General features: G+C 53.8%; 18 protein-coding genes, 4 pseudogenes and 1 riboswitch. Of the genes and pseudogenes, 9 read left to right on the plus strand and 13 right to left on the minus strand.

Annotated features, from left to right (window positions below):
- From hslU to priA, 5 genes and pseudogenes are all read right to left on the minus strand, one after another.
- A pseudogene (gene hslU / locus H4F65_RS21310) lies at positions 1–373 on the minus strand (HslU--HslV peptidase ATPase subunit); the annotation flags it as partial.
- A 10-nt stretch (positions 374–383) separates the two neighbouring features.
- A pseudogene (gene hslV, locus H4F65_RS21315) lies at positions 384–915 on the minus strand (ATP-dependent protease subunit HslV).
- 84 nt (positions 916–999) lie between these two features.
- Positions 1,000–1,861 (minus strand): annotated as a pseudogene (gene ftsN / locus H4F65_RS21320) (cell division protein FtsN).
- Between the two features lie 88 nt (positions 1,862–1,949).
- A complete protein-coding gene (cytR, locus tag H4F65_RS21325) occupies positions 1,950–2,993 on the minus strand; it encodes a DNA-binding transcriptional regulator CytR (protein ID WP_010281514.1) in 1,044 nt (347 codons plus the stop codon).
- Positions 2,994–3,301: 308 nt separating this feature from the next.
- Positions 3,302–5,502: pseudogene (gene priA / locus H4F65_RS21330) on the minus strand (primosomal protein N').
- Positions 5,503–5,774: 272 nt separating this feature from the next.
- On the opposite strand from priA, the gene rpmE reads away from it, so the two are divergent.
- On the plus strand, positions 5,775–5,990 hold the full coding sequence (gene rpmE, locus H4F65_RS21335; protein WP_010281510.1) for a 50S ribosomal protein L31: 216 nt from the start codon (positions 5,775–5,777) through the stop codon (positions 5,988–5,990).
- A gap of 96 nt (positions 5,991–6,086) precedes the next feature.
- On the opposite strand, the gene H4F65_RS21340 is transcribed toward rpmE, so the two are convergent.
- The 6 genes from H4F65_RS21340 to metJ all read right to left on the minus strand — a co-directional run bounded on the left by H4F65_RS21340 (position 6,087) and on the right by metJ (position 10,115).
- Positions 6,087–6,497, minus strand: coding sequence for a type II toxin-antitoxin system HicB family antitoxin (locus tag H4F65_RS21340; protein ID WP_010281508.1), 411 nt, complete (start codon positions 6,495–6,497; stop codon positions 6,087–6,089).
- Between the two features lie 27 nt (positions 6,498–6,524).
- Complete coding sequence (locus tag H4F65_RS21345; RefSeq protein ID WP_010281507.1) at positions 6,525–6,704, minus strand: type II toxin-antitoxin system HicA family toxin; 180 nt, start codon at positions 6,702–6,704, stop codon at positions 6,525–6,527.
- A gap of 83 nt (positions 6,705–6,787) precedes the next feature.
- The gene (locus H4F65_RS21350; protein ID WP_010281503.1) at positions 6,788–7,798 is read right to left on the minus strand and encodes a FecCD family ABC transporter permease; all 1,011 of its coding nucleotides are present in this window, start codon (positions 7,796–7,798) and stop codon (positions 6,788–6,790) included.
- Positions 7,795–8,757, minus strand: a complete 963-nt coding sequence (locus H4F65_RS21355; RefSeq protein ID WP_010281502.1) for an ABC transporter substrate-binding protein — start codon at positions 8,755–8,757, stop codon at positions 7,795–7,797. Before H4F65_RS21355 ends, H4F65_RS21350 begins: the two co-directional genes overlap by 4 nt.
- Positions 8,758–8,766: 9 nt before the next feature.
- Complete coding sequence (locus H4F65_RS21360; RefSeq protein WP_010281500.1) at positions 8,767–9,564, minus strand: ABC transporter ATP-binding protein; 798 nt, start codon at positions 9,562–9,564, stop codon at positions 8,767–8,769.
- 233 nt (positions 9,565–9,797) lie between these two features.
- Positions 9,798–10,115: a met regulon transcriptional regulator MetJ gene (gene metJ, locus H4F65_RS21365; protein ID WP_005973355.1), complete on the minus strand. Its 318-nt coding sequence runs from the start codon at positions 10,113–10,115 to the stop codon at positions 9,798–9,800.
- A 187-nt stretch (positions 10,116–10,302) separates the two neighbouring features.
- Between metJ and metB the strand changes: the two genes are divergently transcribed.
- The 4 genes from metB (at position 10,303) to oxyR (ending at position 16,785) form a co-directional block, all read left to right on the plus strand.
- Positions 10,303–11,463: a cystathionine gamma-synthase gene (metB, locus tag H4F65_RS21370; RefSeq protein ID WP_010281494.1), complete on the plus strand. Its 1,161-nt coding sequence runs from the start codon at positions 10,303–10,305 to the stop codon at positions 11,461–11,463.
- Between the two features lie 2 nt (positions 11,464–11,465).
- A complete protein-coding gene (locus H4F65_RS21375; RefSeq protein WP_010281491.1) occupies positions 11,466–13,901 on the plus strand; it encodes a bifunctional aspartate kinase/homoserine dehydrogenase II in 2,436 nt (811 codons plus the stop codon).
- Positions 13,902–14,356: 455 nt separating this feature from the next.
- The gene (gene metF / locus H4F65_RS21380; protein ID WP_010281488.1) at positions 14,357–15,253 is read left to right on the plus strand and encodes a methylenetetrahydrofolate reductase; all 897 of its coding nucleotides are present in this window, start codon (positions 14,357–14,359) and stop codon (positions 15,251–15,253) included.
- A gap of 623 nt (positions 15,254–15,876) precedes the next feature.
- Positions 15,877–16,785 (plus strand): DNA-binding transcriptional regulator OxyR, encoded by a 909-nt coding sequence (gene oxyR, locus H4F65_RS21385; protein WP_010281486.1) that lies wholly within the window; start codon positions 15,877–15,879, stop codon positions 16,783–16,785.
- Here oxyR and sthA read toward each other — a convergent pair.
- A complete protein-coding gene (gene sthA, locus H4F65_RS21390; protein ID WP_010281485.1) occupies positions 16,777–18,183 on the minus strand; it encodes a Si-specific NAD(P)(+) transhydrogenase in 1,407 nt (468 codons plus the stop codon). The two genes, oxyR and sthA, sit on opposite strands and share 9 nt — an antisense overlap.
- Before the next feature lie 212 nt (positions 18,184–18,395).
- Here sthA and fabR point away from each other — a divergent pair, with 212 nt between their 5' ends.
- Positions 18,396–19,025: an HTH-type transcriptional repressor FabR gene (gene fabR, locus H4F65_RS21395; protein ID WP_010281484.1), complete on the plus strand. Its 630-nt coding sequence runs from the start codon at positions 18,396–18,398 to the stop codon at positions 19,023–19,025.
- A 35-nt stretch (positions 19,026–19,060) separates the two neighbouring features.
- The gene (locus H4F65_RS21400; protein ID WP_010281483.1) at positions 19,061–19,447 is read left to right on the plus strand and encodes a YijD family membrane protein; all 387 of its coding nucleotides are present in this window, start codon (positions 19,061–19,063) and stop codon (positions 19,445–19,447) included.
- Positions 19,448–19,489: 42 nt separating this feature from the next.
- Here H4F65_RS21400 and trmA read toward each other — a convergent pair whose 3' ends face one another.
- Positions 19,490–20,593 carry a tRNA (uridine(54)-C5)-methyltransferase TrmA gene (trmA, locus tag H4F65_RS21405; protein ID WP_010281482.1) on the minus strand — a complete coding sequence of 368 codons (1,104 nt, stop codon included), beginning with the start codon at positions 20,591–20,593 and terminating at the stop codon, positions 19,490–19,492.
- 131 nt (positions 20,594–20,724) lie between these two features.
- Positions 20,725–20,955, plus strand: a riboswitch (cobalamin riboswitch).
- A 66-nt stretch (positions 20,956–21,021) separates the two neighbouring features.
- Here trmA and btuB point away from each other — a divergent pair.
- Both btuB and murI read left to right on the plus strand, forming a co-directional pair.
- A complete protein-coding gene (gene btuB, locus H4F65_RS21410) occupies positions 21,022–22,899 on the plus strand; it encodes a TonB-dependent vitamin B12 receptor BtuB (RefSeq protein ID WP_010281481.1) in 1,878 nt (625 codons plus the stop codon).
- On the plus strand, positions 22,844–23,701 hold the full coding sequence (murI, locus tag H4F65_RS21415) for a glutamate racemase (protein WP_010281480.1): 858 nt from the start codon (positions 22,844–22,846) through the stop codon (positions 23,699–23,701). The genes btuB and murI overlap by 56 nt, the downstream gene beginning before the upstream one ends.
- The last annotated feature ends 68 nt before the right edge of the window (positions 23,702–23,769 follow it).

Below are 23,769 nucleotides of genomic sequence, written 5' to 3' on the forward strand. Positions count from 1 at the left end.
GGAAGCGGTTTTTTTCGATGGACTGAAGGCGCACCATTTTGATCGCGGAATCCGTCAGATCGCGGATGATGGAGTCAACTCTTTACCCTACGTAGCCCCACTTCGGTTGAATTTTAGTGGCTTCCACTTTGATGAACGGCGCATTGGCGAGCTTCGCCAGACGGCGAGCGATTTCGGTTTTACCGGACGCCCGGTCGGACCGACTCATGAGAATATTTTTTTAGGCGTCACTTCATGACGAAGTGCTTCGTCCAACTGCATGCGGCGCCAGCGGTTACGCAGCGCGATGGAAAACAGCGCGTTTCGCTTTATGCTGGCCGATGATATACGCTGTCGAGTTCGCTGACTATCTCGCGCGGGTCATTTCAGACATAGTTGAATCCTTACGCCTTGGAGGCTAATTCTTCTATCGTGTGGAACTGGTTGGTGTAGATACAGATGTCGCCAGCAATCCCCAGAGATTTCTCGACGATATCACGCCGCACCCAGCTCGGTGTTTTCCAGTAAAGCACGCGCGGCAGCCTGTGCATAAGGACCCGCCGAACCAATCGCGATCAGATCGTTTTCAGGCTGCACGACATCACCATTACCGGTAATGATCAGCGAGGCATTTCGTCCGCAACGGCTAACAGGGCTTCCAGCTTGCGTAGCATACGGTCAGTACGCCAGTCTTTCGCCAGCTCGACGGCAGCTTCACCAGATGACCCTGATGTAATTCCAGCTTGCGCTCAAAAAGCTCAAAAAGGGTGAAGGCATCCGCCCGTGGCCGCCTGCGAAACCGGCGATGACGCGGTCATGGTAGAGACGACGCACTTTACGCACGTTGCCTTTCATCACGGTGTTGCCCAGAGTGGCTTGTCCATCACCGCCAATGACCACCTGGCCGTTGCGGCGTACGCTTACAATTGTTGTCACGAGTCAGTCCCCGTTTGAAGAAAAAGATCCCCGCATGATTCGGGGCCACATTGAAGTTATAGATGGGGGAAGGCGTGGGGTTTTTCAACCCCCGCTGGCAAGAGGAATACAGTTTGATGCGCCCGCGCCCTTAAGACGTTGGATCATGCTATCTGCGGCAGCACGGTTGTTATAAGGCCCAAGCATAATACGGTTCCAGCCGCCGTTAGAGGTGATGCGGCTTTCGATACCGGCAAACGCCAGCTGTGCTCTGACCGATTCGGCAGGATCCATGGTTTTGAAGGAGCCACATTGGATCGCCCAGCGCTGGGTTTTCTCGGCTTTTGGCGCTTCAGGCTGTTTGACCGGCTGTTGCTTCGGTGCTTCCTGTTTTGCTGCTTCATGTCTCGGCACAACAGGTGTCGTTTGCGTGACCGCAGGTGCGCGTGTGGCGGGTTGCGTTGTTACGACAGGCGGCTGCTGCATCGATTGGGTCGGCGGCTTGATTGTCACCTGAGAGCGCGGAACCTGCGTCTGGTCGTTATACGGCACTTCGGAAAGCTGCGTTGGCTGACGACGCATATCAGACTGCATCTGTTCCAGCAGCTGGCGCTGTTCGTCCCGTCAACTGCACTGGCGACTGAATTTCGCCACCCGCGGAAGGCTCCGTTGGCGTCGTGACGCCCAACTGACGATTTTCCAGTTCTTTGATGTAGCGCCAGCGTTCTTCCGGTTTGGGGGGCAGCCCGTTACCTTTGCCTGCATTCTGATGCGGCAGGACGGGTGAATCGTCCGGTTTATTATGGGCGATAAAGTACAGACCGCCCGCGAAGGTGACCAAAACGGCAACAGCGAGTGCGATCATCGTTTTGGACGCACCTGAAGCCTTGCCTTTTTTCCGGCTATTTGTCGTTTTCCGGCGCGTCCCTGATGAACGTCCCCGGCTCACGTAGTCTCTTTGTGCCACTGTCGTTTCGCTGTGAATTGATAGGTAAATAATATAATTAGGGGGTCATGTTACTGAACCCTCAAATATTTGACCAGCACCTGAAGTCTTAAAGCCTGTTACGGGCGTAATTCGGCGCGGCGACGCTGTCGCGTATGACCAGCTCACTGGACAACAGACGGGAACCGCTTTGTACCGTGTTACCTTGCAACTGCTCTAAGAGTAGCAGCATTGCCTCGCGTCCGATCTGATAACGAGGCTGGGCGACAGAAGTTAGAGGCGGCCAGCTGTACTGCGCCTGTTCGATATCATCGAAACCGATAATTGAGAGGTCGCGCGGGATATCCAGCCCCATCTTTCTGGCCTGCGCCAGCACGCCCAGCGCCATGAGATCGCTATGACAGAAGACTGCACTGGGCGGCTGAGGATGTTGCATCAGCGCAATCAGGCCGTTTATCCCGGTTTCGTAGGTGAAATCGCCCCGAAAGATATACTGATTATCGATAAGAATCCCGTTGCGGCGCAGGGCCTGAATATATCCCTGGAGGCGATATTGGCTCAGGTGCATGTGCTCTGGCCCCGCAATGCAGGCGATGCGTTGATGACCCGCCTGATACAGATAGTGTACGGCTTCAAAGGCGGCGGTCAGGTTATCGATATGCACGGTGGGTAGCGCCAGATCCGGTGAGAACTCATTCGCCATCACCATCGGCGGCAGATTACGCTGCTCTTCCTGGCCTGCGTCAAACGGCAGATTAGAGCCGAGTAACAGCATGCCGTCGATCTGTTTGGTAATAATCAGGTCGACAAAGGTTTTTTCTTTCTGATGCTGGTGAGCACAATCGCCAATCAACACCAGATAGCCGTGTTCGGCTGCCGTTTCCTCGATCCCGCGAAATATTTCGGAGAAATAAGGATCGCAGATATCCGGGACGATCGTCAGGATCGTGCGCGATTCGTTACGCTTGAGATTCCTGTTGAGTGCGTGAGGCGAATAGCCAACGGCGATGACAGCCTGCTCGACCTTCCTACGGGTGGTCGCAGAGACTTTCTCTGGGTTCATTAACGTTCGGGATACGGTCGCGGTGGAAACGCCCGCTTCATCCGCCACGTCTTTCATCGTCGCCGTGGTGACGCCTTTCTTCTGCTTCAACGCTTTTCTCCTTGCGTCAGCGTTAACTGGCGCTGACTGTCAGCAGAACGCCCCTGTCTACTGACTTTCTATGATTACGGGTAACGCTTTTTGGGGACGGTATGCCGATGGAACGGCGCTATACCTGAGTACACGATCTGACCTCAGTAAACGGCTGGCCTCAGCATACGGCCTACGCAGACAGTGATAACAGATTGAACGCAGGTTTTGTTGCTTAATTTGCACAGAAAGTGTGATGAATATCGTGTTCTCGACGCCGATCGCAAAAAATGAGTGGCAAGAAACCGAAATGGCGCTAACAGGAAGCGCTAACCGTCCGTGGGGTCGACATCCAGCATCCATTTCACTTTACGCGCCTGCGGCAGCGTGCCGATTAGCGTCAGCGATGTTCTGACCAGTTTCTGCAATAGCGCTCTGGAGGGGTGCTGTAGCAAGAGCTGCCAGCGGAAGCGTCCCGCACGTTTGGGTTGCAAAGCAGGGACTGGGCCCAGCAGCCAGAGTGATTCATCCCGCAGCGGGCTCGCCTCCAGCAAATTACGCAACTGCTGGAGGAATAATGCGGCCTGCTGATTATCGTGGTCGTCAGCGCGGAAGAGAATATGGCTGGTAAACGGCGGCAGAAAAACGCTTTTCCGTTCAGTCAGCGCCTGGCTGGCAAAGGCATCGTAGCCCTGTTGCAGCAGCGTTTGTAATAGCGGATGTTCCGGGTGGTGAGTTTGCAGCGCCACTTCGCCCGCCTTGCCTGCACGTCCTGCGCGACCCGCCACCTGAGTATAGAGCTGCGCAAAACGTTCGGCTGCGCGGAAGTCGGCAGAGAACAGCGAACCGTCCACGTCCAGCAGGGCCACCAGCGTCACGTCAGGGAAGTGATGCCCCTTTGCCAACATTTGTGTGCCGATGAGAAGACGTGCGCCGCCCTGCCTGACCTGCGAGAGCTGCTGCTCAAGCGCCCCTTTACGGCTGGTGGTATCACGATCGATGCGGGTGATCGGGACATCTGGAAAGATCGGCGCAAGGCTTTGTTCCAACTGCTCGGTACCCAGACCGACCGGCACCATATTGGTTGAGCCGCAGCCGGGGCACTGCTGTGGAACCGGACGCTGGCTGTCGCAGTGGTGGCAGCGCAGCATCCTCTGATGCTGGTGGTAGGTATAGTAGTGATCGCAGCGCTGACACTCGGCAATCCAGCCGCACTCGTGGCACATCACCACGGGGGCGAACCCGCGCCGATTAAGGAACAAGATAACCTGATTATCGTTCGTCAGATGGTGGCGGATGCGGGTAATCAACGGCTGAGATAACCCGGCCGTCAGCGGCAGCCCTTTCAGATCGATGACGTGCTGTTTGGCTAGCGAGGCATTGCCCGCTCGTTTGGTCAGATTCAAGCGTCGATACTTGCCGATCTGGACGTTATACAGCGTTTCCAGCGCGGGCGTCGCCGTCCCCATGACGATGGGAATGTCTTCTTCTCTGGCGCGGAACACCGCCAAATCACGGGCGTGATAGCGCCAGCCTTCCTGCTGTTTGTAGGAACTGTCGTGCTCTTCATCGATCACAATCAGCCCCAAACGGGCAAAGGGCGTAAATAACGCTGACCGCGTTCCGATGACGATGGCGGCTTCACCGCTGCGGGCACGTAGCCAGACTGCAAGGCGTTCGCTGTCGTTGAGTGCAGAGTGCAGCACATCCACCGGGGCGTTAAACCGTTCGCGGAAGCGGGCGATGGTTTGCGGCGTCAGGCCAATTTCCGGCACTAACACCAGCGCCTGTTTGCCCTGTGCCAGCACGTTTTCCAACACGCTGAGATAGACTTCGGTTTTGCCCGAGCCGGTGATACCTGCGAGCAGCCAGGCGGCAAAGTGGTTATCTTCGCTGCGGATCGCGCCGACGGCAGTAGCCTGTTCGGTATTCAAACGCAGTCGGTCGGTTGCCAAACTAAAACTTTGACGCCAGTCGTGAAGCGTTTGCTCTGCGGCCTGTAATTCGCACAGACCTTTGCTGCGTAGCGCCTGCAACGCCGTCTCCGTCAGCCCGATTTCGCTTACCTGATGGCGGTAAAGCGGCGACTGAAGTAGGGCCGCCAGCGCCTGCTGCTGTTTTGCGGCACGTTTGAGTGTGCTGAGCGGCGTCGCCCGACCCTGTTCGGTGGCAAACCACTGCCAGAGAGGAGCACGGTGTGCGGGTTTCCCCTGACGCAGTAGGATCGGCAGCGCGTGGAACAGCACTTCGCCAATCGGATAGTGATAATACTCAACGGCCCACAGCAAGATGCGCCACAGGCTGGGGGGGAACAGCGGCTGCTCGTCCAGCACGTCATGCACGGGTTTTAATTGTTCAAGCGGAAGTTCGCTGGTGTCGCTCAGCGCGGTAATAATGCCGATCGCTTTACGGTTACCAAAGGAGACGCTGACGCGCGCGCGCCGACCTGCGGAGTGATGCCTCCTGCGGGTAGCAAATAATCGAATGTACGTGCCAATGGCACGGGCAAAGCGACCTGAGCGACAGACATAACTTCTCCGTGATAGTCGACGTGATTTGTGCGGCGATCAATGACATAACCGAGGGGTCTGTATCATGCGCGACGCGGGGTGAAAATAACGCAAGGCGCTAGTGTACATGCTGCGAGGGATAATGTGTGGATGCGATTGCATCAGGGTAGCGGATTCTGTATGATCCGCCGCCATTGTGCCGTTTGCATAATGAAACTTACTTATACAACTTTCGTGTGGTGTCTGGCGGAACAGGGCTGGATAGCGACACGGCCTTAACTGAGGTTTCCCCATGAAAAAAGGTATTCACCCGAATTATTCTGCAGTTACTGTAACTTGCTCTTGCGGTAACGTGATCAAGACCCATTCTACCGTGGGTCGTGACCTGAACCTGGACGTTTGTGGCGAATGCCACCCGTTCTACACCGGCAAACAACGTGATGTTGCAACTGGTGGCCGTGTTGACCGCTTCAACAAGCGTTTCTCCGTTCCAGGCGCTAAAAAATAAGTTCTACTGGCCAATTGGCATCGTCCCTTTTGGCATAGTAACTTTCTGCAAAGGCACCGACAGGTGCCTTTGTTGTTTCTGGTGTGTCAGTGCTATTTATCGGGAAGACGAGATTCGCTCTAATGCCGCCTGCGCGAGAAAACCTGAGCGGCTTTTAAATTCAGGATTACTCGCCACGCAACGGTCAATTCGGTCAATCAGCGATTTAGGCAGCGTGACGTTAATTTTTTCTGAACCGCCCATTAAACGCGTCACATCGATATCAACAACCGCCCACGTGTACCCGGCGTATTCTGCGCTTTTTGCCAATTTGCCTACTGACGACACGGTAGGAACATCCTGACCCATCTCGATCAGCAGTTCGATATGTCCGGTAATCGCCTCTTTAGCATTCGCGATGGCATCGTCTAGCGTATCGCCTGCAGAAAAACAGCCCGGTAGATCTGGCACTGTTACACCGTATGCGTGGGTATCGTCGCCTGCTTCAATTGCAATCGGATAAAACATAATTAAGCCTCTTCGAGTCAGCGATGATCATATTCCTGCTTGTTTCCTGATGCTTTTTACCGTGCCTATCGGTAAATCTTTCTTAGGGTGGGGGATTGTGACTAACCCCGGTTTACTAGGATGCATAAAATGGTGGTGGCTTCCGTTCACTCTTATCAGTTCCCACCCATCGGCCTTGATTTCTGCTATTAACGTCCTGCTATCCATCCCTGCACCCCGCTGCCCTTTAATACGATAAAGATAACCCCAATAACTCCAGCTGGCAATATTTTGGAGTTATTGGAGTTATTTCATCCCTGCTGACGTTTTACCAGCATCCCCAGAACGAAAATGCCGCCCAACCCTGCCGTAATAATCCCGATGGGTAATTCCTGTGGTGCCAGTAGCTGTCGGCTGAGCCAATCGCCGCCGCACAGCAGTACCGCACCCAGCACGGCGGTCAGCGGCAGAAGCTTCTTGTGCAGCACGCCGCTCAGCGGGCGAGCCAGATGGGGAATCATCAGGCCGATAAACCCAATCACGCCAGTCAGCGCGACTAACAGCGACGTGGCGAACGCGCAGCAGATGAAAATTTCCACCCGTACGCGAGACAGATTAACCCCCATTGAGGCTGCGGTTTGTCCGCCAGCCAGCAGCGCGTCGAGCGCACGCCAGCGCAGGGCGGTGAGGCCGAATAGCAGCAGAACGCTGAACACCGCAAAAGGTAACGTGTTCCAACGGGCAAGGCCCAGCCCGCCCAGCGACCAGAAAAGAATCGAGCTGGCGGCCCGCTGATCGCCGGAAAACACCAAATAATTTGTCAGCGCGCCGAACAGAAATGAGATCGCCAATCCGCAGATGATGAGGCGCTCTGCGCCCCGCGCCTGTTGCAGCAGAAACAGCACGGTTACGGCGACAGCCGATAAGAGTCCGCCGCAGAAGGCCGCCATCGGCAGCGCCCAGTCACCGAGCTGCTCACCAAAGCGGGTGATGACGGCGACCGCACCCGCTGAGGCTCCTGCAGACAGGCCAAACAGAAACGGGTCAGCCAGATCGTTGCGGGTTGCCGTTTGCAAAAAGGCACCGACCATTGCTAACCCCGCGCCGCACAGCGCCGCCAGCAGGCTGCGGGGAATACGCAGTTCCAGAATGATGCGTGACGTCATCGGCGACACGTCCGCCGACGATAGCCCCAACACGCTGGCGACCTGCGTAAGGGGGATCGTCGTGCTGCCTGTCGCAATGTTTAACAGCATCAGCCCAGCCAGTATCAGCAGCGCGATAACGAAGGTCACGGCATAACGTGAAGACGTAGGGCTCACTTAAAAGCATCCGGATAGAGTGCGTGCGCCAGTTTATCGACGGCAGCGATATTCGCGGGCCCCGGCGTGAGCTCTGCATATTGCAGTTTCAGATAGCGATGCTGTCGTACGGCGGGGGTAAATTTTATCAGCGGATGTGATTCCAGAAAGCGCCTTAACGCATCTGCACCGTTGCCGGTCTGGTAATCCAGCAAAATGATAACGTCAGGCTCGCGTGCCGCCACACTTTCCCACGATGTCGAGGCCCAGCTCGTCTCCATATCGTCCATGACGTTCTTGCCGCCCGCCGCCTCAATGATGGCGGTTGGCATGGCGAATTTCCCGCTGGTAAAGGGCTTATCGTCGCCAGAGTCATACAGAAAAACCGTCTGCTTTGGCTGATTGCCAATACGGGTTTGCAGTTCGGCAATGTGCTGCTTCCAGCCGTCAATCTGTTCCTGAGCCTGTTCCTGCTTACCGAAGATTTTCCCCAGTTTCAGCATGTCGCCGTAGAGCAGATCCATGCTGGCTCGTGGCCGCTGTTTCTGCTGTTCGGTGAAAACGCAGCTTTCGCTGAGTACCAGTGTCTGAATGCCGTATTTTTGCAGCGCTTGCGGCGTGACTTCGCCACCGACTTTCATGCCGTAGTTCCACCCTGCAAAGAAGAAATCCGGGTGTACAGCCAGCAGATTTTCCAACGTCGGGTATTTTGCTGCCAGTTCAGGGATTGTGCCCTGCTGCTTGATAAAGTCCGGGGGCGCTTTATACCAGCCGGTGATCCCCGTCAGCCCGACAATATTTTTTTGCAGCCCAAGCGCAAACGCCATTTCCGTCATGTTCAGATCATGAATAACGGCTCGCTGCGGCGGCTGGGTGAAGGTTAGCGGTTGCCCACAGCTGTCGACCGTGACCGGAAAACCCGAGGCGTGTGCCCAGCACGACGTCAATGCCAGCAGTCCAGACAGAAGCGTTATTTTCATCAGGGTTCCTTAGTGCAGTTCAGGGGCTTCAAAGATGCGAATGGGCGAGCCGTTTATCGGATGCGGCACCGTAAAACTCTCCATTCCAAATACGGATTTCACACAGTCGGCGCTCAGCGCGTGTGCAGGTGTTCCCCAGCGGAGTAGCGTTCCCTGTTGCAACACAGCGACACGGTCGGCAAAGGGGGTGATGAGTGGCAGATCGTGCAGCACCGCCAGCGTTGAAATACCGCGTTTCCGCACCAGAGACAGCAGTTGCGCACGTGCTAATGGATCGAGATGGTTAGTGGGCTCATCCAACAGCAGGAGCTGCGGCGTTTGCGCAAACGTACGCGCCAGCGCCGCGCGTTGACGTTCTCCACCGGAGAGCGTGCCCAGCAGGCGGTGGCGCAGCGGTAATAATCCGGTATCGTCCAGCGCTTCTTCAATGAGCTGGCGATCGTACGCAGGCGTGCTGAATCCGTGGTGGGGAATCCGCCCTAAGGCGACGTACTCTGCGACCCGCAGACGCAGGTCCGGTGCATCGTTCTGCGCCAGAATAGCGATGCGCTTTGCTCGCTCATGACGGCTGAGTGTATTCAGCGGTTGACCGTTTAGATGGACGTATCCCGCTGTTGCGCCGAGTTCGCTGGTTAACACGCGCAACAGCGTGGATTTACCGCTACCGTTGGGTCCAACCAACGCCAAGCGCTCGCCCGCGTGCATGGACAGCGAGATATCACTGAGTCGCGGCGCACGATTGGCGTCGGCAACGGAAACATGGTGAAGCTGTAGCAGCGCGGGTTTACTGGAGAGAAGCTCTGTCATGATGCGGCATATCACCGTTATAGATTAAAAATGGTATGTTATAACATAACAAATTAAATGCAATCCCGATTCACAGCGTGAGTGGAAGACGAAGCGTTCGGAAGAAGTGCGAGCGGTGGAGGGGCGAGGTTTTAGAGGTTAATGAAGAGTGATGTGTTGAGCGGGATTCTTTGCATAGCAAAACCCCGCCAGAGAAGGCGGGGCTAGCCACGAAACCGACAGCGCAAACGCGATCAGTATTCCCATGTATCCGGGTCGATACCCATTTCACGCATGATGATTTTCGCGGCTTCAGGAATTTCATCGCTGCGTTCTTTACGCAGGTCTTCGTCATTCGGTAACGGTTGACCTGTGAACGCGTGCAGAAACGCCTCGCACAGCAGTTCGCTGTTGGTGGCATGGCGCAGGTTGTTCACCTGACGACGCGTGCGTTCGTCAGTCAGTATCTTTAATACTTTCAATGGGATAGATACTGTTATCTTCTTGACTTGCTCGCTTTTTTTACCGTGTTCAGCGTAAGGGCTGACATACTCGCCGTTCCACTCAGCCATGGGATACCTTAAAAATTAATCTAATGAAGACAGCATCTGTCATGAAATGCCACAATTCTAGCGGTTATTATGCTTATGCTCAATCTATACGCAAAGAAGTTTAGATGTCTAGATGTGTTGACGTCTATTAAAACTGCGTTTACTCTTAAGTTCCTATCTTTTCAGCCTCCAGCCAGGAAATGAGCCGATGACGCGTAAACAGGCAACGATCGCAGTCCGCAGCGGGTTAAATGATGATGAGCAGTATGGCTGCGTCGTCCCCCCCATTCACCTTTCCAGCACGTATAACTTTACCGGATTCAACCAGCCACGCGCACACGACTATTCGCGTCGCGGTAACCCCACGCGTGATGTTGTGCAGCATGCGCTTGCTGAACTGGAAGGTGGTGCGGGTGCGGTAATGACGAGCAGCGGAATGTCGGCGATTATGCTGGTTTGCACGGTGTTCCTGCGTCCCGGCGATCTGCTGGTGGCGCCGCATGATTGCTATGGCGGCAGCTATCGTCTGTTTGACAGCCTGAGCAAACGCGGCGCATTTCGCGTCAAATTTGTCGATCAAAGTGATACCGATGCGCTCAACGCGGCATTGGCAGAAAAGCCGAAGCTGGTGCTGGTGGAAAGTCCGAGTAATCCGCTGCTGCGCGTCGTGGATATTGCCGCGATTTGTCAGGCTGCGCGGGAAGCAGGCGCGGTTAGCGTGGTCGATAACACCTTCCTGAGCCCGGCGCTGCAGAAGCCGCTGGAGTTGGGGGCCGATCTGGTGGTGCATTCCTGTACCAAGTACCTGAATGGTCACTCTGACGTAGTGGCGGGTGCAGTGATCGCCAAAGATGCCGATACCATTACTGAACTGGCCTGGTGGGCGAACAATATCGGTGTTACAGGCGCGGCGTTTGACAGCTATCTGCTGCTACGTGGCCTGCGTACCTTATCGCCACGTATGGCGGCCGCGCAGCGTAATGCGCAACAAGTGGTTGAATTCTTACAGACGCAGCCGTTGGTGAAGGCGCTGTACCATCCTTCACTGCCGAACAATCCCGGTCATGATATTGCCCGCCGTCAACAATCCGGCTTTGGCGCTATGCTAAGTTTTGAGCTGGATGGAGATGAAGACACGCTACGCCGTTTTCTGGCCTCGCTGGAGCTGTTCACACTGGCGGAATCGCTGGGCGGAGTCGAAAGCCTCATCTCTCATGCGGCAACGATGACGCATGCTGGCATGGCACCAGAAGCGCGTGCCGCGGCGGGTATCTCTGAAACATTACTGCGTATTTCCACCGGCATTGAAGACGGCGATGATCTGGTTGCCGATCTGGATCGTGCGTTTCAAGCCGCAGCCAAGAGGTAAGAATGAGTGCATTAGGAGTAGCGCCATCGGTAACGGGCCGACAGCTGCATAAGTTTGGCGGTAGCAGTCTGGCCGATGTGAAGTGTTACCTGCGCGTAGCCGGTATTATGGCGGAGTATAGCCACCCCGGTGATTTGATGGTGGTATCTGCCGCAGGCAGTACCACAAACCAGCTGATTAGCTGGTTGAAACTGAGCCAGAACGACCGTCTGTCGGCGCATCAGGTTCAGCAGGCATTACGCCGCTACCACAGTGAACTGATTGCCGGGCTTCTGCCTGCGCAAGAGGCAGAGACGCTGACCGCTCAGTTTATTCGCGATCTGGAGCGTTTGGCTGCGCTGCTGGATGGCAAGATGACGGATGCCGTCTACGCCGAAGTGGTTGGGCACGGGGAAATCTGGTCGGCTCGTTTGATGTCCGCCTTACTGAATCATCGGGATATGAATGCCGCGTGGCTGGATGCGCGTGATTTTCTCTGCGCAGAACGTGCCGCGCAGCCGCAGGTGGATGAAGGCCGTTCCTGGCCGCTGTTGCAGCAATATCTGACGCAACACGCAGGGCAGCGTTTAGTGGTAACGGGTTTTATCTGCCGCAATGATGCAGGTGAAACGGTGCTGCTGGGGCGCAACGGTAGTGACTATTCTGCTACACAAATTGGTGCATTGGCGGGCGTTGAACGCGTGACCATCTGGAGCGACGTCGCCGGGGTATATAGCGCCGACCCGCGTAAAGTGAAAGATGCCTGCCTGTTGCCACTGCTGCGGCTAGATGAAGCCAGTGAACTGGCGCGTTTGGCGGCACCGGTATTACATACGCGTACCTTACAGCCCGTTTCCGGCAGCGATATCGACCTGCAGTTGCGTTGCAGCTATCAGCCTGAACAAGGGTCGACGCGTATTGAACGCGTACTGGCCTCGGGCACAGGTGCCAAAATTGTCACCAGTCATGATGACGTGTGCCTGATTGAAGTTCAGGTTCCTTCTGAACACGATTTTGTGCTGCTGCAAAAAGAAGTCGAACAGCTTCTGAACCGTGCGCAGTTGAAACCGCTGGCGATCGGCGTTCATCAGGATCGTAACCTGCTGCAACTGTGTTACACCTCCGAAGTGGTGGATAGCGCGCTGCAACTGCTGGCACAGGCTGCGTTACCCGTTGAACTCAATCAGCGTGACGGGCTGGCGATGGTCGCGATGGTCGGTGCAGGCGTGGGTAAAAATCCGCTGCACAGCCACCGCTTCTATCAGCAGTTGAAAGATCAGCCGATTGAATTTGTCCGCCAGGCCGATGATGGCATCAGCCTGGTGGCGGTGCTGCGTGTCGGTCCGACGGAGCATCTGATTCGCGGGCTGCACCATTCGCTGTTCCGGGCAGAAAAACGTATCGGTCTGGTGCTGTTCGGCAAAGGAAATATTGGTTCACGCTGGCTGGAGCTGTTTGCGCGTGAGCAGAGCAATCTGTCTGCACGTACCGGTTTTGAGTTTGTACTGGCCGGTGTGGTGGACAGTACGCGCAGCCTGTTGAACTATGACGGATTGGATGCCAGCCGTGCGTTGGCCTTCTTCGAAAGTGAAGCGCAAGAGCGGGATGGTGAAGATCTGTTCCTGTGGATGCGTGCGCACCCCTTCGATGATTTGGTGGTGCTGGACGTCACCGCCAGTGAATCGGTCGCCGATCTGTATCTGGATTTCGCCAGCTATGGTTTCCACGTCATCAGCGCTAACAAACTGGCGGGTGCATCAGGCGGCAATAACTATCGCCAGATCCGCGACGCGTTCGCTAAAACGGATCGTCACTGGTTGTATAACGCGACCGTGGGCGCGGGTTTGCCGGTCAACTTTGCGGTACGCGATCTGCGCGAAAGCGGAGATAGTATTTTGGCACTCAGTGGGATTTTCTCCGGCACGCTTTCCTGGCTGTTCTTGCAGTTTGACGGCACCGTGCCGTTCACCGAACTGGTCGATCAGGCTTGCCAGCAGGGTCTGACCGAGCCGGATCCGCGTGTTGACCTCTCTGGTCAGGACGTCATGCGTAAGCTGGTGATTCTGGCGCGTGAAGCGGGCTATGACATCGAGCCTAGTCAGGTTCGGGTTGAGTCGCTGGTGCCGCCGGGTTGTGAGCAGGGGTCTGTCGATTACTTCTTCGAGAACGGCGATTCGTTGAACGAGCAAATGCTGCGTCGTTTGGAAGCCGCACAGGAAATGGGTCTGGTTCTGCGTCACGTCGCACGCTTTGACAGCAACGGTAAAGCGCGCGTGGGCGTTGAAGCGGTTCGCCCCGATCATCCGCTGGCCTCGCTGCTGCCGGGTGATAACGTGTTTGCGATTGAAAGCCGCTGGTATCGGGATAACCCGCTGGTTATCCGTGGGCCGGGCGCGGGACGCGATGTCACCGCTGGTGCGCTTCAGTCTGACCTAAACCGTTTGGCGCAGTTGTTGTAGAACCTGCTGTAAGCGCGACATACTATTGGCCGTCTCTTAGTCATATTTTTATGCAGACGAAGAGACGGTTTCGTGCGCCACTATATCGCCATTTTCATGTTATCTCGTAGCACGCACCCGACATGGGCCGGATCAAACGCCGCTCGCCCTATGCCGCTGGTTTTCTGGCTTAGCTTGAGCCGTCTCCCTGCGTTCATCCTAAGCCCGTACTCTCCTCAGCATAATTTTTTACGCCGGATAACGGCACAACCCACGATACTTCTGGGTTTGTGTATAAAAGTCACCACTCCTGATCCATCATGAACTTTTTTCATTTACCGTGAGCAATCATCACGGGTTGTCGTGCTGAAAAACGTTGACTCTTTAAGCAGATTACGTCATTTTCTATATAGACGTCTAAACGTATAGACGTTTAACGAATGATAATAACAATCACGGTCAACGGGGTAGCAGGTATGAGCTTTTTTCACGCAAACCAGCGGGAAGCGCTGAATCAAAGTCTGGCGGAATTACAGGGGCGCATTAATGTGTCGTTCGAATTTTTCCCGCCGCGTACCAGCGAGATGGAAGACACCCTGTGGAGTTCTATCGATCGACTGAGCAGCCTGAAGCCCAAGTTTGTTTCCGTGACCTACGGGGCAAATTCTGGCGAGCGTGACCGTACTCACAGCATTATCAAAACGATTAAAGAGCGTACTGGCCTGGAAGCGGCACCTCACCTGACCTGTATTGATGCGTCGCGTGAGCAACTGCGTGAAATTGCGCAGGATTACTGGCAGAGCGGTATCCGCCATATTGTCGCGCTGCGCGGCGATTTGCCGCCAGAAGGCGGTAAACCGGACATGTACGCGGCGGATCTGGTTTCGCTGTTGAAAGAGGTCGGTGATTTCGATATTTCCGTTGCTGCCTATCCTGAAGTACACCCTGAAGCGAAAAGCGCCCAGGCTGACCTGATTAACCTGAAACACAAGATTGATGCTGGCGCGAACCGGGCTATCACACAGTTTTTCTTCGACGTAGAAAGCTATCTGCGGTTCCGCGATCGCTGCGTGGCGACGGGCATCGATGTAGAAATTGTGCCGGGCATTCTGCCAGTGTCGAACTTCAAGCAGTTGCAAAAATTTGCCACGATGACCAACGTCCGAGTGCCGAACTGGATGACGACCATGTTTGACGGCCTGGATAACGATCCAGAAACCCGCAAAATGGTGGGCGCGTCTATCGCCATGGATATGGTGAAAATTCTCAGTCGTGAAGGCGTAAAAGATTTCCATTTCTATACGCTGAACCGCGCGGAACTGAGCTATGCGATTTGCCATACGCTGGGTGTCCGCCCTGATGTGGCACGCTGAGGCGACACGCAATATTTCAGGAAGAAAGAGGCCGCAGCGCGGTGACGAAGAGTAACGGGATTGGAACGCCTTTCAACGTCACTAACTTCGGCTCTGAAAAGGAGGAGTCTCAGGGATGAGATTCCTATTCATGTAAGAGCGCTACTGAACGATTCAGTGATTATCTCCAGCGCCTGCTTTTATCTCTTATCCCGCTTTTATCGCGAGTCGTTCAAATAATTGTTTCTATTATTCATAACAGTACGATGACCGCTCGGCGGCGTTATTAACCATCCTCCTGACTATTCGAATCCTATATTTCTCTCCGCGTATTCCCATACCGTTAATGACTTTGCCTGCTGGTCAGATTTCCCGCTGTCGATCGCGGGAGTATCGTTGGCCGACACACACAAAATGCTGTCGCTGCCAAATCGCTTGAAGATGTCAGTCTGCTTGTTATAGCGTGGCGGAAGCAGGTAGGCATGCCCAAGTGGTACCGAAATCGTAAAAATATTGTTTTATTCCTGTAGAAATCAATAGATACGCTTTGGTGGGATATATTATTCATTTTGGATGTTGATAGGGATTATCGTTCGTTGATATCCTATCTATCGCTGTTAGCTATCATGATAAGGAGAATAATAATGAATATTCGGGACTTAGAGTATCTTGTCGCGCTGGCAGAACATCGTCACTTTCGGCGTGCGGCAGATTCCTGCCATGTGAGTCAGCCAACACTTAGTGGACAGATTCGTAAACTGGAAGATGAACTCGGCGTGATGCTGCTGGAACGAACCAGTCGCAAGGTCTTGTTTACGCAAGCGGGGCTGCTGCTGGTCGAGCAGGCACGAACGGTATTACGCGAGGTTAAAGTATTAAAAGAGATGGCGAGTCAGCAGGGTGAAACCATGTCCGGACCGTTGCACATCGGCCTGATCCCCACTGTGGGGCCTTATCTGCTGCCGCAAATCATTCCAATGCTGCATCGCACGTTTCCCAAACTCGAAATGTATCTGCACGAAGCGCAAACCCATCAGTTGCTGGCCCAGTTGGACAGCGGCAAACTGGACTGCGCCATTCTGGCGATGGTGAAAGAGTCCGAAGCTTTCATCGAAGTTCCCCTCTTCGACGAGCCGATGAAGCTGGCCATTTATCAGGATCACCCTTGGGCGAACCGCGAACGCGTGGCGATGTCCGATCTGGCGGGTGAAAAACTGCTGATGCTGGAAGACGGCCACTGCCTGCGCGATCAGGCGATGGGCTTCTGTTTTCAGGCGGGAGCGGACGAAGATACGCATTTCCGGGCGACCAGTCTGGAGACACTGCGCAACATGGTCGCAGCTGGAAGCGGTATTACGCTGCTGCCGTCGTTGTCGGTTCCGCGTGAGCGTGAGCGCGATGGCGTCTGCTATTTGCCGTGCTATAAACCGGAGCCCAAGCGCACTATCGCGCTGGTGTATCGCCCCGGTTCACCGCTGCGCGGACGCTATGAGCAACTTGCTGATACCATCCGCGAGCATATGCAAGGCTATATGGAAAACCTGTCAAAATAAGCGGTTAAGCCCGTTCAGCGCGGCTACACGGTATGCTTCTGCCATGGTTGGATAGTTGAAGGTAGTATTAACGAAATATTCGATAGTATTGCCTTCACCTTTCTGTTCCATGATGGCCTGCCCGATGTGGATAATCTCAGCGGCGCGTTCACCAAAGCAGTGAATACCCAGAATCTGTTTCGTTTCACGGTGAAACAGAATCTTCAAACTCCCCACATTCATCCCAACAATCTGCGCTCGCGCCAGATGCTTGAACTGTGCCCGCCCGACTTCATAAGGCACTTTCATCGCGGTGAGCTCTTGCTCGGTTTTCCCCACGGAACTGATTTCCGGGATGGTATAAATGCCGGTTGGGATATCTTCGATCAGATGCGCGCTGGCATCACCTTTGATGATCGCCTGTGCTGCGAGTCGACCCTGATCGTACGCCGCTGATGCCAGGCTAGGATAGCCAATGACATCGCCGATGGCATAAATATGCGCCAGCGCCGTCTGGTACATGCTGTTGACCTTGAGCTGCCCGCGGCTGTCAGTGCTCAGGCCGATATTCTCTAGCCCCAGCGTTTCCGTGTTACCCGTGCGCCCGTTGGCATAAAGCAGGCAGTCCGCCTTCATCTTTTTGCCTGACTTCAGATGAACGATAACGCCGTCAGACAGCCCTTCAATACTCTCGAACTCTTCGTTGTGGCGAATCACCACGCCGTTGTTCCAGAAATGGTAAGACAGGGCGTCCGACATTTCCTGATCGAGAAAGGCCAGTAGCCTATCGCGGGTATTGATTAAATCGACCTTAACGCTCAGGCCGCGAAAGATAGAGGCATATTCGCAGCCGATAACGCCCGCACCGTAAATGATGACGTGCTGAGGCTCGTGATCGAGTTGCAGAATCGAGTCGCTGTCATAAATACGCGGGTGGTTAAAGTCGACTTCTGCCGGATGATACGGACGTGAACCGGTCGCGATAATGATATTCGCGGCGGTCAGCGTTTCATGGGTATTGTCTGGGTAGTGAACGGCAATCGTATGTGCATCGATGAAGCTGGCTTCACCGGAAAACAACTCGCACTGGTTACGCTCATAAAATCCTTGTCGCATACGGGTTTGCTGACCAATGACGCTGTCGGCGTGGCGCAGGATGTCGGAAAATGAGGAGCGGATAATGCGGGAGTTGTCACTGTAGAGGGGGTTTTGATTGAACTCGATAATACGGCTGACGGCGTGGCGGAGGGCTTTGGAAGGAATCGTACCCCAGTGGGTACAGCCGCCGCCGACATTGTAGTGACGTTCAATCACCGCAATTTTGGCACCGTGCTTGGCCAATCCCATTGCTGCACCTTCACCGCCGGGACCGGAACCAATCACAATGGCATCATAATCGAATTGATGTTCTAGAGTCATGGTAGGTTAAACCTGTTTTTATACAAAATAATAACGTGGCCTTAACATTGTGCGATTGTAACATCGACTGCGGCAGAACCCAATCATCCCTGCCTTTACTATGGAAACAGATTCTCACATTCTTAATATGGCAAACTTTGTCGCATTCTGCGGACAATAAAGTTTGCTATAGTGCCCCTCTGGAAAGGGGAGTAGATCATTTGGGCAGCATAATGGGTGTCAGAGCACAACAAAAAGAACGGACTCGTCGTTCCCTTATTGAAGCTGCATTTAGCCAGTTAAGCGCTGAACGCAGTTTTGCCAGCCTGAGTCTGCGTGAAGTTGCCCGAGAAGCGGGTATCGCGCCGACGTCTTTCTATCGTCATTTTCGTGACGTGGATGAGCTGGGGCTGACAATGGTTGACGAAAGCGGGCTGATGCTGCGCCAGTTAATGCGACAGGCCCGGCAGCGTATTGCCAAGACGGGTAGCATCATCAGGACGTCGGTTGCCACCTTCATGGAGTTTATCGGCAATAATCCTAATGCGTTCCGGCTGTTGCTGCGTGAGCGCTCAGGGACGTCGGCGGCATTCCGTGCGGCGGTTGCGCGGGAGATTCAGCATTTTATCGCTGAACTGGCGGATTATCTTGAGGTGGAAAACCATATCCCCCGCAGTTTCGCGGAAGCGCAGTCGGAAGCGATGGTGACCATTGTTTTCAGCGCGGGGGCGGAAGCCCTGGATGTTTCCCTGGAACAGCGTAGACAGCTAGAAGAGCGGTTAGTACTGCAACTGCGGATGATCGCCAAAGGTGCTTATTACTGGTACAGAAAAGAACACGATAGTAGCTTTACCGTGCCATAAATCCTCTATACCAACAACATGAAAAGGGAGAATCCATGACAGAAAAACCTCACCAAGAAAAAGGTACGCTGGTGCTGGCGTTGATTGCGGGCTTATCCGTCAATGGCGCATTCGCCGCCTTGTTCAGCAGTATTGTTCCGTTCTCTATTTTTCCCCTGATTGCGCTGGTATTGTCCATTTATTGTCTGCATCAACGCTATTTACACCACAGTATGCCGGAAGGCATTCCGATGCTGGCGGCGGCCAGTTTTCTGCTGGGATTATTGATTTACAGCGCCATCGTGCGCGTTGAATATCCCGCCATAGGATCGAACTTTATTCCTTCAATCCTGTGCGTGGTGTTGGTTTTCTGGATTGGCCTGAAGCTGCGCCGCAGAAAAGAAACGGATTCCGTATCCGCAGAGGAGAGCGAGACGTTATAGCAGCAGGCGATGCTGGCGGGATGGCCCGCCAGCTTGTGTGCGTTACTGACGTCTTTCCAATAGCACGCCACACTCCATATGATGGGTGTACGGGAATTGATCGAACAGCGCCAGACGGCGAATGTCGTGGGTTTCCGAGAGCGTTTGCAGGTTGTTGCTCAGCGTTTCCGGGTTGCAGGAAATATAAAGAATGCGCGGATACGCCTGCACCAGTTTCACCGTTTCGTCATCCAGTCCGCTGCGCGGCGGGTCAACAAAAATGGTCTCGCATTGGTAGCTCGTCAGATCGATACCCTTTAAGCGGTTAAACTGGCGTACGCCCTGCATAGCCTGCGTAAATTCTTCTGCCGCCATGCGGATAATCTGCACGTTCTCTATCTGGTTCGCCGCGATATTATATTGTGCCGCCGCGACGGAGGGCTTGGCAATCTCGGTTGCCAGTACGCGTTCGAAATTTCTTGCCAGCGCGAGTGAAAAGTTGCCGTTGCCGCAATACAGCTCCAGTAAATCTCCCGTTGATCCCGCTGTCGCATCCAGCGCCCATTCCAGCATCTGAATATTTATCGCGGCATTCGGCTGCGTGAAGCTGTTTTCTACCTGTCGGTAAATCATATCCCGACCTGCAACCGGCAGGCATTCATCGACATAATCGCGATCGAGGCAGATTTTGGTTTTTGTCGCGCGACCAATCAACTGTAGACGGAACCCCTGCGCTGTCAGGCTATCGCGCAGCGCGCGGGCATGTTCCTGCCATTCCTCATCCAGTGCGCGGTGATACAGCAGAGAAACGATCACTTCGCCGCTAAGGGTGGACAGATAGTCTATCTGGAACAGTTTGCGGCGCAGGACGGAATCGGGCTGAATGGCGGCAAGCAGCTCCGGCATCAGGCGGTTGATCAGTTCACTGGCAGCCGGAAAGCGGTCGACCCGAATGCGCTGTTTGGTTTGCTGGTCAAACATGATGTGGTAAAGCTCGTCGCCATCGTGCCAGATACGGAATTCGGCGCGCATCCGATAGTGACTGACGGGAGAACGGAAGACGACAGGCTCCGGTGCATTGAACGGTGCCATCATCCCACGCAGACGCTCGGTTTTCTCTGCAAGCTGGTCGTCGTATTGTTCGATGGGCAGGATTTCTGGCGTCATGGTTTTCTCGTCAACAGCGTCTAAAAGGGTGTTATTGGCCGGGAATTGTAGGGAATCCGGCCAGGAAGTCCAGTTTTGTTACGTGATTATCCTGTAGTGATATAGAAGTCTAGACTTCCACAATTCGCGATTGTAGGATGAGCGTCCGGCCTTGTACCACAAGTTAAAAGGGAATCCAGTGTAAATCTGGAGCTGACGCGCAGCGGTAAGGAATGCCCCGGCGATAGCATTATTATGCAGACACTGTCTTCAACTTTTGAGGATGGGAAGTCATCGCTTTCGTTGTATCCCCTACCGTCGTTGACGGTTTGTGGCGACAACGGCATCCAAGCCCGAAGACCTACCGGAATACGTCGCAATTGGTTCTGCATATCGCGTGCTATTAACAGAGCCTGCGGCATCCTTATTATTTCTCGGATGCTTTAACAATGATTAAAAAAATTTCGCTGCTGACGGCGCTTTCCGTCACGGCATTTTCTGGCTGGGCACAGGAAAACAGTTCATCTCCAAATTCGTCATCGGAAAAAAATGCCGATGATATGGTAGTCACAGCAAATCGTTTCGCACAGCCAGTTTCGTCGGTGCTGGCACCCACGACTGTAGTGACCAGAGAAGAGATCGAGCGTTTGCAGGCGAAGAGCCTGACTGATGTTATGCGCCGCTTGCCGGGTGTGGACATCGGACAAAACGGCGGCTTAGGGCAAAAAAGTTCGTTGTTTATCCGTGGGACTAACTCGAGCCATGTGTTGGTGCTGATCGATGGTATTCGCCTTAATCAAGCGGGTCTAAGTGGTTCATCTGACCTCAGCCAAATCCCCCTCTCACTGGTGCAGAAAGTTGAATATATTCGTGGCGCACGTTCTGCGGTTTATGGTTCTGATGCAATTGGCGGCGTAGTAAACATCATCACCACCAGAGAGAAGAACGGTACGACGCTGTCCGCTGGTATCGGCTCTAATGGGTATCAATCTTATGATGCAGTAACGCAAAAAGCATTTGGCGACAGTACAACAGCGACATTGGCTGGTAATTACGTCTACACCAAAGGATTTGACGTGGTTGCTTACGGTACTGCTTCGCCCGCGCAACCCGACCGTGACGGATTTATGAGTAAATCGCTGTATGGGACGGTTGAACATAAGTTTGGTGAGCATTTTAGCGGTTTTTTACGGGGCTATGGTTATGACAACCGTACTGACTACGATAACTTCTCAGCAGTAGATACTCGCCAGCTTTATAGCCAAACATGGGATACCGGTCTGCGTTATCAGAGCGGCATCTACTCCACGCAGCTAATTGGAAGCTATAGCCATAGCAAGGATTATGACTACGATCCGCTCCGAGGCCTACATGGTGTTGGTGCGACGTTAGTTGATTCTCAGCAATACAACGCACAGTGGGGCAATACACTGCAAGTGGGCACGGGTACAGTGAGTGCTGGTGTTGATTGGCAGGATCAGATCATCAAGCCTGATTCAACTAATGTGAACCGAGAGGAAAGCCAGCACAATACTGGTATTTACCTGACTGGTCAGCAACGTTTTGCTTCCGTAGTGCTTGAAGGGTCTGTACGTGGCGACGATCAATCTGAATTCGGTTGGCATAGTACTTGGCAAACCGGGGCGTCCTGGGAATTTATTGAAGGCTATCGCCTGATTGCTTCTTATGGTACTGCATTTAAAGCGCCAAATATGGGACAGCTATATGGAAGGTTTGGCAGCAACCGTGACCTTCAGCCAGAAGAAAGTAAACAGTGGGAAAGTGGGGTTGAAGGCCTTACTGGGCCAGTTACATGGAGGGTTTCTGGATACCGCAATGACATCGACAATCTGATTGATGCAACAGGCAGTACAGGTTACGTTTATGAAAATGTCGGTAAAGCCAAAATCAAAGGAATTGAAGCCACCGCCAGTTTTGACACTGGGCCTGTAGGTCATCGTATTAGCTATGACTATGTTGACTCACGTAATGCCATCACCGATGAGCCACTGGCTCGCCGTGCAAAGCAGCAGGTGAAATATCAACTGGATTGGCAGGTGTTCGACCTCGATTGGAGCGTAACGTACCAATATCTGGGAGGTCGTTATGACAAAGATTATGGCAATTATGTTCCTGCGATTGATGACTACCAGACTGTCAAGCTTGGCGGCGTAAGCCTCTGGGATCTCGCTGCCTCATATCCGATCACCTCTCATCTGACAGTTCGTGGTAGAATCGCCAACCTGTTTGATAAAGATTATGAGACGGCATATGGCTACCGCACGGCAGGGCGAGAATACTATCTCACAGGAAGCTATACCTTCTAACCTGCCATCTCGTCCTACGGTTCTGGTCTTCGATTCCGGCGTAGGCGGGCTGTCTGTTTATGATGAAATCCGGCAGCTCTTGCCGGATCTTCACTATATATACGCATTCGATAACGAAGCGTTTCCGTATGGTGAAAAATCACAGCAGTTTATTATCGAGCGCGTGGTTGAGATTGTTAACGCAGTTCAACTACGCCATCAGCTCGCATTGGTTGTAATCGCCTGTAATACGGCGAGTACGATTTCCCTTCCTGCCCTGCGTGAGCGCTTTACTTTCCCTGTCGTGGGCGTTGTCCCTGCGGTGAAGCCTGCGGCTAAGCTGACGCGCAACGGCGTTGTCGGCCTATTGGCAACGCGCGCAACGGTTCAACGTCCGTATACGCACGAACTGATTGCCCGTTTTGCGACGGATTGCCAAATTTTGTCATTGGGATCGTCAGAACTAGTCGAGTTAGCAGAAGCGAAATTGCAGGGGGAGACGATCTCCATTTCTGAACTGCAAAGAATTCTGCGCCCTTGGCTGCGTTTACCGGAACCGCCAGATACGGTCGTGCTTGGATGTACGCATTTTCCATTATTAGCAGAAGAACTGAAAATGGCCTTGCCAGATGGTACACGTCTTGTGGATTCTGGTTCTGCTATAGCTAAAAGAACAGCATGGCTAATTGCTAATCTGGATAATCCTCCACTTTCGACAGATAAGAATCTGGTTTACTGCCTGACGATTACACCTAAAGTCGCCACGCTGTGGCCAATATTGCAGCGTTATGGCTTCGATTCGCTGGAAAAACTGCCACTTTGATAGCCTTGTGGGCAAATAGTAGACGAACGATAATTTTTTTGCATTTAGCACTTGTCAGCCGCCGAGAA

Source organism: Pectobacterium brasiliense (assembly GCF_016950255.1).
Classification (GTDB): Bacteria; Pseudomonadota; Gammaproteobacteria; order Enterobacterales; family Enterobacteriaceae; genus Pectobacterium; species Pectobacterium brasiliense.

Bases quoted from the DNA above. Each gene is read 5' to 3' on its own strand.
- rpmE (WP_010281510.1), top strand. From the start codon at position 5,775: ATGAAAAAAGGTATTCACCCGAATTATTCTGCAGTTACTGTAACTTGC.
- H4F65_RS21340 (WP_010281508.1), bottom strand. From the start codon at position 6,497: ATGTTTTATCCGATTGCAATTGAAGCAGGCGACGATACCCACGCATAC.
- H4F65_RS21345 (WP_010281507.1), bottom strand. From the start codon at position 6,704: ATGGATAGCAGGACGTTAATAGCAGAAATCAAGGCCGATGGGTGGGAA.
- H4F65_RS21355 (WP_010281502.1), bottom strand. From the start codon at position 8,757: ATGAAAATAACGCTTCTGTCTGGACTGCTGGCATTGACGTCGTGCTGG.
- H4F65_RS21360 (WP_010281500.1), bottom strand. From the start codon at position 9,564: ATGACAGAGCTTCTCTCCAGTAAACCCGCGCTGCTACAGCTTCACCAT.
- metJ (WP_005973355.1), bottom strand. From the start codon at position 10,115: ATGGCTGAGTGGAACGGCGAGTATGTCAGCCCTTACGCTGAACACGGT.
- metB (WP_010281494.1), top strand. From the start codon at position 10,303: ATGACGCGTAAACAGGCAACGATCGCAGTCCGCAGCGGGTTAAATGAT.
- H4F65_RS21375 (WP_010281491.1), top strand. From the start codon at position 11,466: ATGAGTGCATTAGGAGTAGCGCCATCGGTAACGGGCCGACAGCTGCAT.
- metF (WP_010281488.1), top strand. From the start codon at position 14,357: ATGAGCTTTTTTCACGCAAACCAGCGGGAAGCGCTGAATCAAAGTCTG.
- oxyR (WP_010281486.1), top strand. From the start codon at position 15,877: ATGAATATTCGGGACTTAGAGTATCTTGTCGCGCTGGCAGAACATCGT.
- sthA (WP_010281485.1), bottom strand. From the start codon at position 18,183: ATGACTCTAGAACATCAATTCGATTATGATGCCATTGTGATTGGTTCC.
- fabR (WP_010281484.1), top strand. From the start codon at position 18,396: ATGGGTGTCAGAGCACAACAAAAAGAACGGACTCGTCGTTCCCTTATT.
- H4F65_RS21400 (WP_010281483.1), top strand. From the start codon at position 19,061: ATGACAGAAAAACCTCACCAAGAAAAAGGTACGCTGGTGCTGGCGTTG.
- trmA (WP_010281482.1), bottom strand. From the start codon at position 20,593: ATGACGCCAGAAATCCTGCCCATCGAACAATACGACGACCAGCTTGCA.
- btuB (WP_010281481.1), top strand. From the start codon at position 21,022: ATGATTAAAAAAATTTCGCTGCTGACGGCGCTTTCCGTCACGGCATTT.
- murI (WP_010281480.1), top strand. From the start codon at position 22,844: ATGGCTACCGCACGGCAGGGCGAGAATACTATCTCACAGGAAGCTATA.